Source organism: Knoellia sp. 3-2P3 (assembly GCF_029223115.1).
Lineage (GTDB): Bacteria > Actinomycetota > Actinomycetes > Actinomycetales > Dermatophilaceae > Pedococcus_A.
The window spans coordinates 51,438-65,062 of the sequence record NZ_JARGZE010000007.1 but is presented as its reverse complement, the minus strand read 5'-3'; the positions used below and the strand labels follow the sequence as shown (position 1 = coordinate 65,062).

Here is a 13,625-nt window from a genome sequence, read left to right as displayed (position 1 = left end):
TCGTCAGCGGGCGGTGGCGTCGAGCACCCACGGCTGGCCGGGGCGCCGTGGCTCGGTGACCCGCACGTCGAAGGCCTGCTCCAGCGTGGTCGCCAGGGCCGGCACGGTGCGTGGGTCGGCGCCCACCTGGCAGAGGTGGCGGGCCACCAGCCCGCGGGTGTGCTTGGCCATGTGGGTGGCTCCCGGCACCCGGACCTGCACCCAGCGGTCGGCGAGGTCACTGCTGGGAGCCCACGCCGCGGCATACGTGCTCGACCGGCAGTCGACGATGACGCCCCGGCCGGCGGCCTGGGGCAGCACCTGCGCCAGCTCCGGCTTCCACGTGCTCGCCAGAGGCCCCACGCCGGGCAGGTTGACGGCCATGGACAGGCGGTAGGGAACGATCGAGTCGCTGGGTCGTACCGCGCCGAACAGCGCAGAGACGGTGACGAGCCAGCGGTTGGCGCGGCGCTTGGCGGCGGTGTCGAGCGAGGCGAGGTCGAGGGCGTCGTAGAGCACCCCGGTGTAGACCTTCGCGGCGGGCAGGGCAGGCGCGGTGTCGAGGACGAGGTTGCGCGCGACCTCGGCCGTCAGGGCGGGGGAGACGCCCAGCAGCGCCGGTGTGTCGGGGTGCGCCGAGACCTTCGCCAGGGCGGACATCACCTCGCGGCGGGTGTCGCTGAGCTCGGGGAAGGAGAGCGACCCGAGGTCGAGGGGGCGGCCCCGCTTGCGACCGGTCTTGGACTCCGAGGGTGGCAGCAGGATCAGCACGCGCACCAGCCTAGGCGGGCCGTCTGGGGGGTGCTGGCACTGCCCTCGGCCCGTGCCGGGACCCGGGGCCCGGCAAGCGTGACGGGCCGGTCGGCGTGACGCTCGGTAGGTTGCTGGCATGCCTCGCCCCATCAAGCTCGCCCCACCCGGGTCGGCGACCAGCGTCGCCCAGTCCGAGCAGCTCCGCGCCCGCTTCGACGCCATCCGCGCCGAGCAGGGCGTGCCCGAGGCGTTCCCAGCCGGGGTGCTCGCCGAGGCCCGCGCGGTGGCCGCATCCGCAGCGCTGCCCGACCGCGACGAGACCTCCGTGCCCTTCGTCACCATCGACCCGCCGGGGTCGATGGACCTCGACCAGGCCCTACACCTCGCGCGTGACGGCGAGGGCTACCGGGTGCGCTACGCGATCGCCGACGTGCCGGCGTTCGTCGCGCCCGGAGGCGCCCTCGACGACGAGGCGCGCCGGCGCGGCCAGACGATCTACGCCCCCGACCGGCGGACCCCCCTGCACCCACCGGAGCTCAGCGAGGGCGCCGCCAGCCTGCTGCCCGCCCAGGTGCGTCCGGCCTACGTCTGGGACCTGCGGGTCGCCCCGGACGGGGAGGCCACGTCCGCCGAGGTCTATCGGGCCCTCGTCCGCAGCCGGGAGCGGCACGACTACGACGGGGTGCAGGAGGCCGTCGACGCTGGCGCGGCCGACGAGGTCCTGGTGCTGCTCAAGGAGGTGGGGGAGAAGCGGATCGCGTTGGAGCGCAAGCGCGGTGGCGCCAGCCTTCCGATGCCCGAGCAGGAGGTGTCCGAGGACGGCGAGGACCACTACCGCCTGCACTTCCGTCCCCTGGTGGCGGCCGAGGACTGGAACGCGCAGCTGTCGCTGATGGCCGGCATGGCCGCCGCCGAGATCATGCTCAAGGGTGGTGTCGGCATCCTGCGGACCATGCCGACGCCCGAACCCGGCGCCATGGCGCGCTTCCGCCGTGAGGCCCGAGCCCTCGGCGTGCAGTGGCACGAGGAGCAGCCCTACGGGGAGTTCCTCCGGTCGCTGGACCGCACCAACCCGCTGCACCTCGCGCTGGTCCACGAGGCCACCGCCCTGTTCCGCGGCGCGGGCTACACCCCGTTCGACGGTGAGGCCCCACCGGCACCCGAGCACGCCGCCGTCGCCGCGCCCTACGCGCACGTCACGGCGCCCCTGCGCCGACTGGTCGACCGGTTCGGCCTGGTGGTGTGCGAGGCACTGTGCCGCGGCGCCGAGGTGCCCGCGTGGGCCCGCGAGGCGTTGCCGAGGCTGCCCGAGGCCATGCAGGCCTCCGACCGGGTGGCCGGGGCGGTCGAGCGTGCCTGTGCCGACGCGGTCGAGGCGGCGGTGCTCGTCGACCGGGTGGGCGAGGTCTTCGACGCCGTGGTCGTCGACGACCGCAACAGCTCGGGGGTCCTGGTCCAGCTGCACGAGCCCGCCGTGGTCGCCATGGCCGACGGCCGCGCCGAGCTCGGCAGCACGGTGCAGGCCCGCCTGGTCGCGGCCGACATCGCGACGAGCACGGTGCGCTTCGCGGTGGCCGGCCAGGCCTAACCGCACAAGCGGCCGGTATGCCGCGTGGCCGGGCCACGCGGCACACCCGCCTCGTCCTCCGGGGGTGAGGTGTGGCGCCCGGGGGTGCTCCGAGAGTGGTCAGGACAGACCGCGACCGGACCGGAGGACTGACATGACCGACTACCCGCTCATCGCCGACCACGGGCTCATCGGTGACCTGCAGACGGCAGCACTGGTGACGACCGACGGGTCGATCGACTGGTTCTGCGCCCCCAGGTTCGACTCGGGCAGCATCTTCGGGGCGCTGCTGGACCACCGTCGGGGTGGCCACTTCAGGGTGCGGCCGACCGCCGAGGCGTTCACCCGCAAGCAGCTCTACTTCCCGGACACGGCGATCCTCGTGACGAGGTACATGACCGAGGCAGGGGTGGGGGAGGTCGTCGACTTCATGCCGGTGTCGAGCAGCACGGTGGCCACCAACCGCCACCGGATCGTGAGGATGGTGCGCTGCGTGCGGGGGCAGATGACCTTCGCGGTCGACCTGGCCCCCCGGTTCGACTACGGGCGTGAGCGGCACGAGACCCGGTTGACCGAGGTGGGGGCCGTGTTCAAGGGCGCTCGCACCGCCATGACGGTGCACCTGGTGCGCGAGCCCGAGGACGGCCAGCTTGCGCAGATCTCGGCCGGTGACAACGGTGACGTGCACGGCGAGCTCACCCTGCTGGCCGGGCAGATGCGCGGCCTGGTGGTCGAGACGGGCAGCGAAGGGCCGCCACGGCAGATGCGCGTCGCCGAGGTCCGCCACCTGTTCGACGAGACGGTGGCGTTCTGGAGGCACTGGCTGGCGCAGTCGACCTACACCGGTCGGTGGCGCGAGGCCCTGCACCGCTCGGCCATCACCCTCAAGCTCATGACCTACGCCCCCAGCGGCGGCCTCGTCGCAGCACCCACCGCCGGGCTGCCCGAACAGATCGGCGGGGAGCGGAACTGGGACTACCGCTACACCTGGATTCGCGACGCCTCCTTCTCGGTGTACTCGCTCCTCGGGCTGGGGTTCCGCGACGAGGCGGCGGCCTTCGCCATGTGGCTGCGCGACCGGGTGCACGAGCAGGCCGGGACGGCGACGGGGCCCTTGCAGATCATGTACCGCGTCGACGGGTCGTCCGACCTCAGCGAGGAGGTGCTCGACCACTGGGAGGGCTACCGCGGCTCGGCGCCCGTGCGCATCGGCAACGGCGCGGCCGACCAGCTGCAGCTCGACATCTACGGCGAGGCCATCGACAGCCTCTACTTCGCCGACCAGCGCGGCATCCAGGCCGGGCATGGCGGCTGGCTGCGCATGGCGCACCTGCTCGACTGGCTCGCCGAGAACTGGGACCAGCCCGAGGAGGGCATCTGGGAGACCCGTGGTGGCCGGGAGAACTTCACCTACGGGCGGCTGATGAGCTGGGTGGCGCTCGACCGCGGCATCCGGCTGGCGACCAGCCACGGCCGGCCCGCGCCGGTGGACCGGTGGCGGAGCCAGCGTGACGCCATCTACACGCAGATCATGGAGCAGGGGTGGAGCGCGAAGCGGCAGGCCTTCCGCCAGCACTACCGCACCGACGTGCTCGACTCGTCGCTGCTGCGCGCGACCGCCGTCGGGTTCATCACCCCGACCGATCCGCTGTGGACCTCGACGCTGGCGGCGATGGAGGACGAGCTCGTCACCGACAGCCTCGTCTACCGCTACGACCCCGCCGCGTCGCCCGACGGCCTGCAGGGCTCCGAGGGCACCTTCTCGCTGTGCACCTTCATGTACGTCGACTCGCTCGCCCGCGCAGGGCAGCTCGACAAGGCGCGGGTCATCTTCGAGAAGATGCTCACGTACGCCAACCACGTCGGCCTCTACAGCGAGGAGATCGCGCTCACGGGTGAGCAGATCGGCAACTTCCCGCAGGCGTTCACCCACCTCGCGATGATCGACGCCGCGATCACCCTCGACCGGCAGCTGGACAGCGGTATGCCGGCCCTGACGGTGCCGCACCCCGCGGCCCAGGTGCCGGGCTGGGTCCCGCAGGAGAGTGCCAAGGGGGCGCACGTCTCGGCCTGACCGCACGCGTGACGCCGGTCCCCGGGCCCGGGGACCGGCCTTGCCTCGAATCAGTGTCGGGGCTGCCAGTCGTAGAGGACGGACGTGCGCAGCACGATGTCCTGGACCGAGCGGTTCTCGCGGTTCACCGCCACCCAGAGCAGGCCGATGGGGAAGAAGGCGCAGAACAGTGCGCGGACGAACGCCCCGACAAGTCGCATGTTCGTCCCGCTGTAGTTCACCACCCGCAGCCCCATCACGTGGCAGCCGTAGGTGCGCCCGGCGATCCACCACGAGACGGTGAGGTAGACGATGAGGACCCAGAGCGCAGCGGCCAGGCTGAAGAACAGGCCCGGCTCCGGGAAGGAGAAGGTGCGCGGGTCGATGAGGAACCGAAGGGTGGCGAAGCCCGCGTAGCCCAGCAGGAGCGCGAGGCCGACCAGAAGGGCGTCGATGCCTGCCGCCACCAACCGAGTGACCAGCCCTGCGCGGTGTCCCTGGTAGGGCCGCGCCTCGGCCGGGAGTGGGGAGATGCTGCTCGTGGTCATGGTGCTCACCGCTGTCCCGGACCAGGTGGTTCCGGACCTGGCCCGGATGGTCCCTGGTCCACGAGGTGGTCGCTCTGTCCTCCGGGGTGCCGGCGGCCACGCCGGAGCAGGATCCGGTCCACGGCCCGGCTGACGGCCTCGTCGGCGTGGATGCCCTGCAGGCGCGCTCCGCGCACGGTCTCCGAGGCCATCGACCCCGTGGACTCCCGGATGATCTCGGGCAGGTCGACCGCGTCGATGACCTCTTCGGCCAGGCCGACGAGGTCGATGCGTGCCAGGACGGCGTTGACGAGCGCGTCGAGGTCAACCCGGTTCAGCACGATGGCCGTCAGGTCGAGCCGGTCGATCACGGCCTCCACGTCGAGGCGCCGGGCGATGTCGTCGAGGTTCACGCCCGCGACCACCGCGTCGAGGTCGACGCGCTGCTGGACCAGCGCGGTGAGGTCGAGGCGGTCGAGGATGGCGTCGATGTCCAGTTGTGCTGCAATGGCATTCAGGTCGACCCGTTGCTGGACCAGCGCGGTGAGGTCGAGGCGGTTCAGGATGGCCTCGACGTCGATGCGAGCGGCGATGGCGTCGAGGTCGACGCCCGCGACAATGGTGTCGAGGTCGACGCGCTGCTGGACCAGCGCCGTGAGGTCGAGCCGGTCGAGGATGGCGTCGATGTCCACATCGGCGACGATGGCGTCGAGGTCGACGCGCTGCCGGACGAGGGCCGTGAGGTCGAGCCGGTCGATCACAGCGCCGATGTCGACCCGGCGCACGATCGCGTCGAGGTCCACTTCCTCCACCACGGAGTCGAGGTCCACGCGGTCGCGCACCAGCTCGGTGAGGTCGAGCCGGTTCAGCACCGCCTCGATGTCCAGGCGTGCGGCAGCCGCGTCGAGGTCGACGCCAGCGACGACCGCGTCGAGGTCGACCTGACGCAGGACGACGTCGGTGAGGTCCAGGCGCCCGAGGATGACCTCCGCCACCACGGGCACGACATCGTCGAGCAGCCGCGAGACGGCCTGGTCGAGCGAGCCACGCCGGGCGGAGCCGATCCGCCCCAGCCTCTGGACCACCCGCGCCGGTTGCAGGAACGACGGCACTCCGGGCGGTCGCAGCACCAGGCCCGCGGCAGGGCGCACCACGGACGACCCGGCGTGGACGAGCCGGCCCGCGAGTCCGAGGCCGAGGGCTGACGCGCCGAGCGCCACGTCACCCAGCGAGGGCACCGCGTGGTCGTCAGGGCTCAGGGGCACCAGGCGTGGCCCGCCAGGCCCGACGTCGGGTCCGGGCCGTGCCGCGCCGGGCGGAGCCGGGAACGCGTCCTGGCCGCCGAGGTGCCGAGCCGTCGCCACAGGTCACCGCCCGGTCAGGCCGCGGCCTGAGGGGTGGTGGGCGCGAACGAGTCCAGCCGCATCTGGGCCCCACGAACGGTCAGGAACGTCGCCTCGGGAACCTCGTGCCACACGCCCCTCAGGTCGCCCAGCGGCTCTGACACCACGAGGCGGGCATCGTCGGAGAGCTCCTTGAGCATCGGGTGGTCCGGGTACTGCTCCCGCAGGGTCAGGATGTCGGCGCTGTGGAACAGGGACCGCGAACGACCCTCGCTCGAGTACCGGAACGCCCAGGTCGTCTCACCGTCCGTCGTCGCCACGGTCATCTGGATGGGCCAGGCGACCCCGTGGCGCTTCCCGACGTCCTCCACGAACCCGACAGCCCGGGCCATCGCGGCCGGCGGGTCGTCCTTCAGCCCGAAGGTCATCGCCAGGAAGAACAGCACCTCTGAGTCCGTCGACCCGTCGATGGCGGGGTAGAGCTCCGGGTCGACGGCCATCACGAGGTCGCGCTTGACCGTGCGGAAGTCGGCGATGGAGCCGTTGTGCATGAAGAGCCAGCGGTCGTGGCGGAAGGGGTGGCAGTTCGACTGCTGCACCGGGGAGCCCGTGGACGCCCGGATGTGGGCGAACACGCGGCCGGCCTGCGCGTGGGCGGCCAGTTCGCGCAGGTTGCGGTCGTTCCACGCCGGCTCGATGCTGCGGAAGACCCCGGGCGTCTCGAAGCGGCCGTACCAGCCGACGCCGAACCCGTCGCCGTTGGTCGTCTCGGCGCCCAGCTGCGAGTGCTTGCTCTGGACGACCAGCGAGTTCTTGGGCTTGAAGAGCAGGTCCTCCAGGTTGACGGGGGAACCCGAGTATGCGAGCCATCGACACATGACGACCTCCTTGCACCCATGTCAGCAGGAGGTCGGGTCCCGCGGATCATCCCCCGGGGGTGAGCGCACGTCGCCGCACGCGGCGAGGTACGCCGCGTGGCGGGCCCCGCGGCATACCTGCCCTATCCTTGGTGGTGGATGAGTCGGCCAGGCGGTCGCGTCGGTGAGCAATCACCGCCGAGGAACGTCCGGGCTCCACAGGGCGCAGTGGTGGCTAACGGCCACCCGGGGTGACCCGCGGGACAGTGCCACAGAAAGCAGACCGCCACGGCGAACCGCTGGTCTTCGGACCAGAAGGCGTCGTGGTAAGGGTGAAACGGTGGTGTAAGAGACCACCAGCGGCCCCGGTGACGGGGTCGGCTCGGTAAACCCCACTGGGAGCAAGCTCAGACAGTGTGCGTTCGAGGGCGGCCCGCCCGAGCACACGGGTAGAGCGCTGGAGGCAGTCGGCAACGGCTGTCGTAGATGGATGACCGTCGCCGCGCCGCTGGTAACGGCGACGTGGAACAGAACCCGGCGTATCGGCCGACTCATCCACCCAGGTCGGTCACGACCGTGTCGCAGCAGGGCTTCAGGCAGGCCCGTGCGTCGGCCGGGTCAGGACGGCACGATGATCTGCTGCAGCGCCCAGCGGTTGCCGTCCGGGTCGACGAACCGCACGAACCGGCCCCAGGGCTGCTCGTCGACGTCGCTGCACTCCACCCCGCGAGCTCGAAGGTGGGCGCAGGCCTCGTCGGCGTCCGCGACCACCACCTGGATGAACTGCGACGAGCCTTCGGGCATCATCTCGAGCCCCGTCCCGAAGCAGATGGAACAGGCCGATCCCGGCGGGGTGACCTGAACGAACCGCAGCTGCGGACTGACGGTCCGGTCGTGGTCGACGCTCCAGCCCAGGCCGTTGCCGTAGAACTCGACCGACCGGTCGACGTCCGACACCGCCAGCGGGATCAGCTCGATCTTGAAGTCCATCCTGAGCTCCTCTCAGTGGTCCCGACTCCGGGACTGCTCGTCCCACGAGCGTACGAAGAGGCACCGACAGGTGTGCCCGCCCTGCAGCCCACGCCGCACGGTCAGGTGCGGTGCACAGGAATGGCGTGCAGGCCCGAACGGTCCGACAGGACCAGGAGCTCGTCGTGCGGCGTCGCCGAGCCCAGCGCGGCCATCACGGATTCAACGGTCCACGGGGCGCCGCCGTCCTCAGTGGTCCACGCCAGCACGAGCCCGCCGGTCTCGTGCGCCACGGCCTTCGCGATCTGGGGGTCGGGCGGACCGACCAGCAGGACGAAGCGCGGGCCGTGTGGCGCGGGCAGGGCGACACCGCGACCGCTCTGGTAGACGGACCAGTGGTATGCCGCGATGGCGCCGGTGCTCAGCAGGACACCGATCGGGACGCGCATGCTGCGGATGGTCTCGGCGCCGAAGGTCCCCTGGACCATGTCCTCGAACAGCAGGTACACGCCGACGAGCAGGGCGACCACCGCCGCGATCCCGCCCGCGCCGAAGAGCAGGAGCAGGTAGACCCGTCGCGTGGGGGAGGCGTGCTCCTCGGCGGGGGCCGAGACCGCTGCCTGCTGGATCCGGTGCCAGTAGAACCACCACACCGGGGCGCCCACCACGAGGAGCGTCGCCGAGGCCAGCAGGGTGTTGACCGCGCTCTGGCCGAGGATGACCGCCTCGGTCCTGGTGAGGGCCTCGATACCGGCCACCACCAGGGTCGTCAGGCCGGCAGCGGCTGCGAGCAGGCCGATGGCGGACATGAGGTACTCGTAGACGCGGCGGACCTCGGTCCGGGCCTCCAGGTGGGCCTCCTCGAGCACGGCCTGGTGGTACCACCAGACCAGGGCGCCGGTGGCCGCTGCCCCGGCCGCCCAGGGGGCGTCGTTGAAGTGCCGAGCCGTGTCGCTGAACTCGGGGTCCCCGAGGAGCCACACCAGTAGGTCGTACACCAGGGTGCTGGCGGAGACGACGGCCATCACCAGGCCACCTCCGACCCCGGGGAGGAGGACGTAGCCCAGCCACAGCGGGTCGCGCTCCGCCCTCGACGCCGTGCGGACCCAGTAGAGGAGCCACACGGGGGCGGCGACCGCCAGCGTGACGCCGGCAGTCAGCGCCTCGTCACCGCCGCTCAGCACGACGTCGTTGCCCGAGAAGAACAGGCTCCACAGCGCGGCGCCGAGGAGGCTTGCCAGACCGGTGACCGCGGTGACGAGGCCGACGAGCGATCCCGCCAGGTGGTGGACCTGGGAGCGGCCGGCCGGCACCAGCCGGAGGTGCACCCACCAGTGGAGGCCCCACGCCAGCCCCCAGACGAGCAACCTCGCCAGGGCGCGGGGGGCGTCGGGACCGACGCCAACCGCCCACGACAGCGTGGCGTGCAACCCGGTCATGGCGACGACGAGCGACGTGATGGACGCCGCCGTGACGTAGAAGGCCCAGCCCAGGGACAGCCGCTCCAGGGGGTCCTCCAGGAGCCGACGACGGGACCACAGCGCGACTGCGGCGTAGAGCGGGACGCCCACCACGGTGAAGGCCAGGCTGCGGGCCAGCTCGACGTCATCGGCCGCCACGATCGGGTCACGGTCGAGCGCGCGGCCCAGCAGGCCCGAGAAGCCCACCGCCACCACGACGAGCAGGCCGAAGAGCAGCAGGTACTGGAAGAACCGACGGATGGCATGAGCCTCGGTCACGGGACCGCGTTCCCTGCCCATCGCTTTGCGGGCGCCGAGGACCACCACGGCGACCAGCACCACCAGGAGAAGCAGACCAACGATCACTTCACGTCTCCCTCGCACTCGTAGAGCGGCCATGGCGTGCCGGTCAGCAGCCAGCCCTCGCCCGACTTCGTCAGGCGGAAGATGTGGGTCTCGGAGAAGTCGGTGGAGTCGAACGGGCCGCCGCCTGAGGGAAACGTGACCTCGACCCTGACCCGGGCCGTGTCGCCCTCGACCTGGCTGTCGACCAGGTAGGCCCGGGCCGACCCGGGGCGACCGGTGCGGTCGAGGTCGTCGACGTCGCAGGCGCCTGCGGGGTCGAGCGCCTCGGCGGCCTTGGCGTTGTCGCCCTCGGTGACGGCCGTGAGGTAGGTCTGGACGGCAGCCTCGGGGCTGCCCGGTTCGAGCTCCGCGGTCGAGCGGTTGGCCGAGAACAGCACGACCACCGCGGCCAGAACGACCATCGCCCCGACCACGACCGCGAGGATCCGGTTGGGCCTACCTCCCACGTGACCATCCTCCTTCCGCGGCCTGCCGAAGGGGCAGAGGCCTAGGTCCCTGCCTGCGGGCAGACTGCGGGCGATCGGGTCGCGTCGCGCGACGGTCGTGGGGCCCCCACAAGGGGTCGAACGACGCGTCGGCGAGCCGGTGGCCCGGGCGCGGGAGGCGTTCCGCCGGGTCGGGCTGGACGTCACCTGAAGGGGTGCCCGTCCTGCTGACGGGTTGCCGGTCATTGGACCGCCCGTGCAGGACCTAGGGCCCTGCAGGCACCCCCGACCCGCTGTTGCAATGAAGGACAGTCCGCAGGGTGCGGGCGAGCCGAGCGGAGGTGGGCGAGATGAGCGTGAGCATGCCGCAGGGGACGAGTGCCGAGCCACTGGGCCACGTCGACCTGTTGTCCACCGAGGACGTCCGGCAGCTCGTCCGTACGCCGGGACCGTGCGTGTCGCTGTTCCTGCCGACCGCCCGCTTCGGCCCGGAGACGCTCAGCGGTCCGGCGCGCCTGCGCGAGCTCGTGGCGCAGGCGGCTGCGCACCTGTCCGATCTGGGAGTGGACCAGAAGCAGGCCGAGGACCTGATCGCTCCAGCGCGTGAGCTCATGGGCAACGAGCCCTTCTGGCAGCGCCAGAGCGACGGCCTCGCGGTGTTCAGCGCTCCGGGGCACTTCGCGCACTTCCGGGTGCCCATCGCCTTCCCCGAGGAGGCGGCGGTGGGGGAGGCCTACCGGATCCGGCCGCTGCTGCCGATGGTCTCGGCCGACGGGGTCTTCTACGTCCTCGCCCTGTCGCAGAAGTCGGTCAGGGTCTTTCAGGCGACGCGCCAGACCGTGGGGGAGATGGACCTGGCCGGGATGCCGCGCTCACTGGAGGAGGCGATCCCGCAGGAGGAGATGCAGCGCTACGGCCAGGCGCACTCCACCGGCCGCACGAGTGCCTCCTTCCACGGGCAGGGCAACGAGGCCGACTACGACAAGGCGGCGCTCGAGCGCTACTTCCGCGCGGTGGACACACCGCTCACCTCCGCCCTCGGCAACGGCGCCGCGCCCCTGGTGCTCGCGTGCGTCGGCTACTACCGGCCCATCTACACGCAGGTCAGCCGCTACCCGCACGTCTGGGAGCGTGCGGTCGAGGGCAACCCCGAGGCGCGGTCGGCGGCCCAGCTCCACGATGCGGCATGGCCGCTGGTGTCCGACCACTTCGCCGAGAAGGAGCAGCGCCACCTCGACCGCTACCGCGAGCAGGCGGGCACGGGCCGCACGGCGACCGGGGTCGTCGAGGTGCTCGCCGCGGCCCGCGACGGCCGGGTGGACACCCTCATCGCCGAGGCAGGGGCCAACGGCAGCCACGAGCTCGACCGTGCCATCGCCGAGACCCTGCGCCACGACGGCACGGTGGTCTCCCTCGCGGAGGCCGACCTCGGCGGGGAGCCCGCGGCGCTGCTGCGCTACTGAGCCGCTGCTGCCCTGACGACGCGGGCCCCGGGCGTGCACGCCCGAGGCCCGCGCACCGAGGTCCTCAGGCGATGACGGCGTCGATCGTCTTCTTCAGCGCGCTCGGCTGGGTCGGCTTCTTCGGTGCGCGCTTCTTGGCGGCCGCCAGCTCAGCGCCGATCTCCTGAAGGGCCTTGCGCCCCAGACCCGCCCGCACCTTGGGGAACCACTCCTGCTCCTCTTCCTCCATGTGGTGCTCGACGTTCTCGATGAGCACCGTCGTCTTGGCCTCGAAGCGCTCGTCGGTGGGCCGCATCATCGACAGCTCCATGACGAGCACGTCGGCGACGTGGTGCTCCTCGTAGGACTCGAGGACGTCGTCCTCGAGGTTGGGGAGCAGCCGGCGCACCTGCGGGTACATGACCTCGTTCTCGATGTAGGTGTGCGCGGTCAGCAGCTCGATGATCTTCTTGACGGTCTTGCCCTTCTGGGCCGTCGTCGCCTTGGGGCTCTGGAACTGCTTGAACTGCTTGCGAATCTCCTTGTGGTCGTTCTTCAGCAGCACGATGGCGTCGGTCGACATGCGTTCTCCCCGTCTGGTCGCGTCCCGAGGGACGGTGGCACTGGGCCGGTGAGCCGATGCTAGCCCCGCCCCTGCGGACCCGCGCGAAATCGCAGCAGCCACAGGGCCGCTCCGGCCGTGAGCACCCCGACACCGGCCAGCACGGAGCTGACGGGCAGTGCGAGACCCACCGCGACACAGCCGACGACCCCGAGCGCCGGCACCAGGCGAGCGCGCACCGAGGAGTCCAAGGTCCACGCGCTGGCGTTGGCGATCGCGTAGTACGCCAGCACACACACCGACGAGAAACCGATCGCCTGGCGCAGGTCGCCTGCCAGCACGGCGAGCCCCACGACGACGCCTACGGCGACCTCGGCCCTGTGGGGCACGCGGTATGCCGGGTGCACCCGGTCGAGGGCTGGCGGGAGGTAGCCGTCGCGAGCCATCGCGAACGTGGTGCGCGACACCCCGAGCACGAGCCCGAGGAGGGATCCGGTCGCGGCGAGCACCGCCCCCGCCCGCACCACAGGAAGCAGGGCGCCCGCGCCCGCCGCGGTGACCGCGTCGGCCAGGGGAGCGCTGCTGGCGGCGAGCCCGTCGACGCCCAGGGCACGCGCGGTCGCGAGGCCCACCGCGGCATACACGACGGCGGTGATGGCGAGGGCGAGGGGGATGGCGCGCGGGATGGTGCGCGCCGGGTCGCGCACCTCCTCGCCGAGGGTGGCGATGCGGGCGTAGCCGGCGAAGGCGAAGAAGAGGAAGCCCGCCGCCTGCAGCACGCCGACCACAGAGGCGTCGGGGGCGCCGGCGCCGACGGCGTGCGCGACGGGGGCGCGCCAAGCCGCCACCACGACCACTGCCAACGCCAGGAGCACGAGGGCGACGATGACGCGCGTGGCGACGGCGCTCTTGTGCACCCCGACGTAGTTGAGCGCCGTGATCGCCGCGACCACGGCGAGCGCGACGGGGCGCATCGCCTCGGGCCACAGGTAGGCGCCCACCGTCAGCGCCATCGCCGCACAGCTCGCCAGCTTCCCCGCCACGAAGGCCCAGCCCGCGAGGAACCCCCAGAACCGCCCGAGCCGCTCGCGGCCGTAGACATAGGTGCCACCGGACTCGGGGTGGAGGGCTGCCAGCCGGGCCGACGAGGTGGCGTTGCAGTAGGCGACGACCAGGGCGACGGCCAGTGCCAGCCACACGAGGGGACCCGCGGCGGACGCGGCTGGGGCGAAGACCACGAACACGCCGGCTCCCACCATCGAGCCCAGCCCGATGACGACGGCGTCGGCCATGCCGAGGCGGCGGTCCAGCGTGTGCTGCAT

Annotated in this window: 12 protein-coding genes and 1 other RNA gene; 4 read left to right on the top strand and 9 right to left on the bottom strand. The window is 72.0% G+C overall.

Annotation, left to right across the window (positions count from 1 at the left end):
* Positions 1 to 3: 3 nt before the first annotated feature.
* A complete protein-coding gene (locus tag P0Y31_RS17710; protein WP_275871835.1) occupies positions 4 to 750 on the bottom strand; it encodes a peroxide stress protein YaaA in 747 nt (248 codons plus the stop codon).
* 118 nt (positions 751 to 868) lie between these two features.
* On the opposite strand from P0Y31_RS17710, the gene P0Y31_RS17705 reads away from it, so the two are divergent.
* Together P0Y31_RS17705 and P0Y31_RS17700 are read left to right on the top strand one after the other, a co-directional pair.
* Complete coding sequence (locus tag P0Y31_RS17705; RefSeq protein WP_275871832.1) at positions 869 to 2,320, top strand: RNB domain-containing ribonuclease; 1,452 nt, start codon at positions 869 to 871, stop codon at positions 2,318 to 2,320.
* A 133-nt stretch (positions 2,321 to 2,453) separates the two neighbouring features.
* Positions 2,454 to 4,373: a glycoside hydrolase family 15 protein gene (locus tag P0Y31_RS17700; protein WP_275871829.1), complete on the top strand. Its 1,920-nt coding sequence runs from the start codon at positions 2,454 to 2,456 to the stop codon at positions 4,371 to 4,373.
* A 50-nt stretch (positions 4,374 to 4,423) separates the two neighbouring features.
* Here P0Y31_RS17700 and P0Y31_RS17695 read toward each other — a convergent pair whose 3' ends face one another.
* The 3 genes from P0Y31_RS17695 to P0Y31_RS17685 all read right to left on the bottom strand — a co-directional run bounded on the left by P0Y31_RS17695 (position 4,424) and on the right by P0Y31_RS17685 (position 7,100).
* Complete coding sequence (locus tag P0Y31_RS17695; RefSeq protein ID WP_275871826.1) at positions 4,424 to 4,900, bottom strand: RDD family protein; 477 nt, start codon at positions 4,898 to 4,900, stop codon at positions 4,424 to 4,426.
* Positions 4,901 to 4,905: 5 nt separating this feature from the next.
* Positions 4,906 to 6,144 carry a hypothetical protein gene (locus P0Y31_RS17690; RefSeq protein WP_275871824.1) on the bottom strand — a complete coding sequence of 413 codons (1,239 nt, stop codon included), beginning with the start codon at positions 6,142 to 6,144 and terminating at the stop codon, positions 4,906 to 4,908.
* A 113-nt stretch (positions 6,145 to 6,257) separates the two neighbouring features.
* Positions 6,258 to 7,100, bottom strand: coding sequence for a class II glutamine amidotransferase (locus P0Y31_RS17685; protein ID WP_275871822.1), 843 nt, complete (start codon positions 7,098 to 7,100; stop codon positions 6,258 to 6,260).
* Positions 7,101 to 7,239: 139 nt separating this feature from the next.
* Here P0Y31_RS17685 and rnpB point away from each other — a divergent pair.
* An RNA gene (rnpB, locus tag P0Y31_RS17680) (RNase P RNA component class A) lies at positions 7,240 to 7,637 on the top strand.
* 60 nt (positions 7,638 to 7,697) lie between these two features.
* On the opposite strand, the gene P0Y31_RS17675 is transcribed toward rnpB, so the two are convergent.
* From P0Y31_RS17675 to P0Y31_RS17665, 3 genes are all read right to left on the bottom strand, one after another.
* Entirely contained in the window at positions 7,698 to 8,069 is a 372-nt protein-coding gene (locus P0Y31_RS17675) for a VOC family protein (protein WP_275871819.1), read from the bottom strand.
* 101 nt (positions 8,070 to 8,170) lie between these two features.
* Positions 8,171 to 9,874 carry a DUF5671 domain-containing protein gene (locus tag P0Y31_RS17670; RefSeq protein ID WP_275871817.1) on the bottom strand — a complete coding sequence of 568 codons (1,704 nt, stop codon included), beginning with the start codon at positions 9,872 to 9,874 and terminating at the stop codon, positions 8,171 to 8,173.
* Entirely contained in the window at positions 9,871 to 10,320 is a 450-nt protein-coding gene (locus P0Y31_RS17665; RefSeq protein ID WP_275871815.1) for a hypothetical protein, read from the bottom strand. The genes P0Y31_RS17670 and P0Y31_RS17665 overlap by 4 nt, the downstream gene beginning before the upstream one ends.
* Before the next feature lie 329 nt (positions 10,321 to 10,649).
* On the opposite strand from P0Y31_RS17665, the gene P0Y31_RS17660 reads away from it, so the two are divergent.
* Entirely contained in the window at positions 10,650 to 11,762 is a 1,113-nt protein-coding gene (locus P0Y31_RS17660; protein WP_275871812.1) for a hypothetical protein, read from the top strand.
* A 64-nt stretch (positions 11,763 to 11,826) separates the two neighbouring features.
* Here P0Y31_RS17660 and P0Y31_RS17655 read toward each other — a convergent pair whose 3' ends face one another.
* The gene (locus P0Y31_RS17655) at positions 11,827 to 12,324 is read right to left on the bottom strand and encodes a hemerythrin domain-containing protein (RefSeq protein WP_275871810.1); all 498 of its coding nucleotides are present in this window, start codon (positions 12,322 to 12,324) and stop codon (positions 11,827 to 11,829) included.
* A gap of 59 nt (positions 12,325 to 12,383) precedes the next feature.
* Positions 12,384 to 13,625: an amino acid permease gene (locus P0Y31_RS17650; RefSeq protein WP_275871808.1), complete on the bottom strand. Its 1,242-nt coding sequence runs from the start codon at positions 13,623 to 13,625 to the stop codon at positions 12,384 to 12,386.

Coding starts and splice junctions, on each gene's coding strand:
- P0Y31_RS17650 (WP_275871808.1), bottom strand. CDS start 13,625: ATGCAGCACACGCTGGACCGCCGCCTCGGCATGGCCGACGCCGTCGTC.
- P0Y31_RS17695 (WP_275871826.1), bottom strand. CDS start 4,900: ATGACCACGAGCAGCATCTCCCCACTCCCGGCCGAGGCGCGGCCCTAC.
- P0Y31_RS17700 (WP_275871829.1), top strand. CDS start 2,454: ATGACCGACTACCCGCTCATCGCCGACCACGGGCTCATCGGTGACCTG.
- P0Y31_RS17660 (WP_275871812.1), top strand. CDS start 10,650: ATGAGCGTGAGCATGCCGCAGGGGACGAGTGCCGAGCCACTGGGCCAC.
- P0Y31_RS17685 (WP_275871822.1), bottom strand. CDS start 7,100: ATGTGTCGATGGCTCGCATACTCGGGTTCCCCCGTCAACCTGGAGGAC.
- P0Y31_RS17675 (WP_275871819.1), bottom strand. CDS start 8,069: ATGGACTTCAAGATCGAGCTGATCCCGCTGGCGGTGTCGGACGTCGAC.
- P0Y31_RS17655 (WP_275871810.1), bottom strand. CDS start 12,324: ATGTCGACCGACGCCATCGTGCTGCTGAAGAACGACCACAAGGAGATT.
- P0Y31_RS17705 (WP_275871832.1), top strand. CDS start 869: ATGCCTCGCCCCATCAAGCTCGCCCCACCCGGGTCGGCGACCAGCGTC.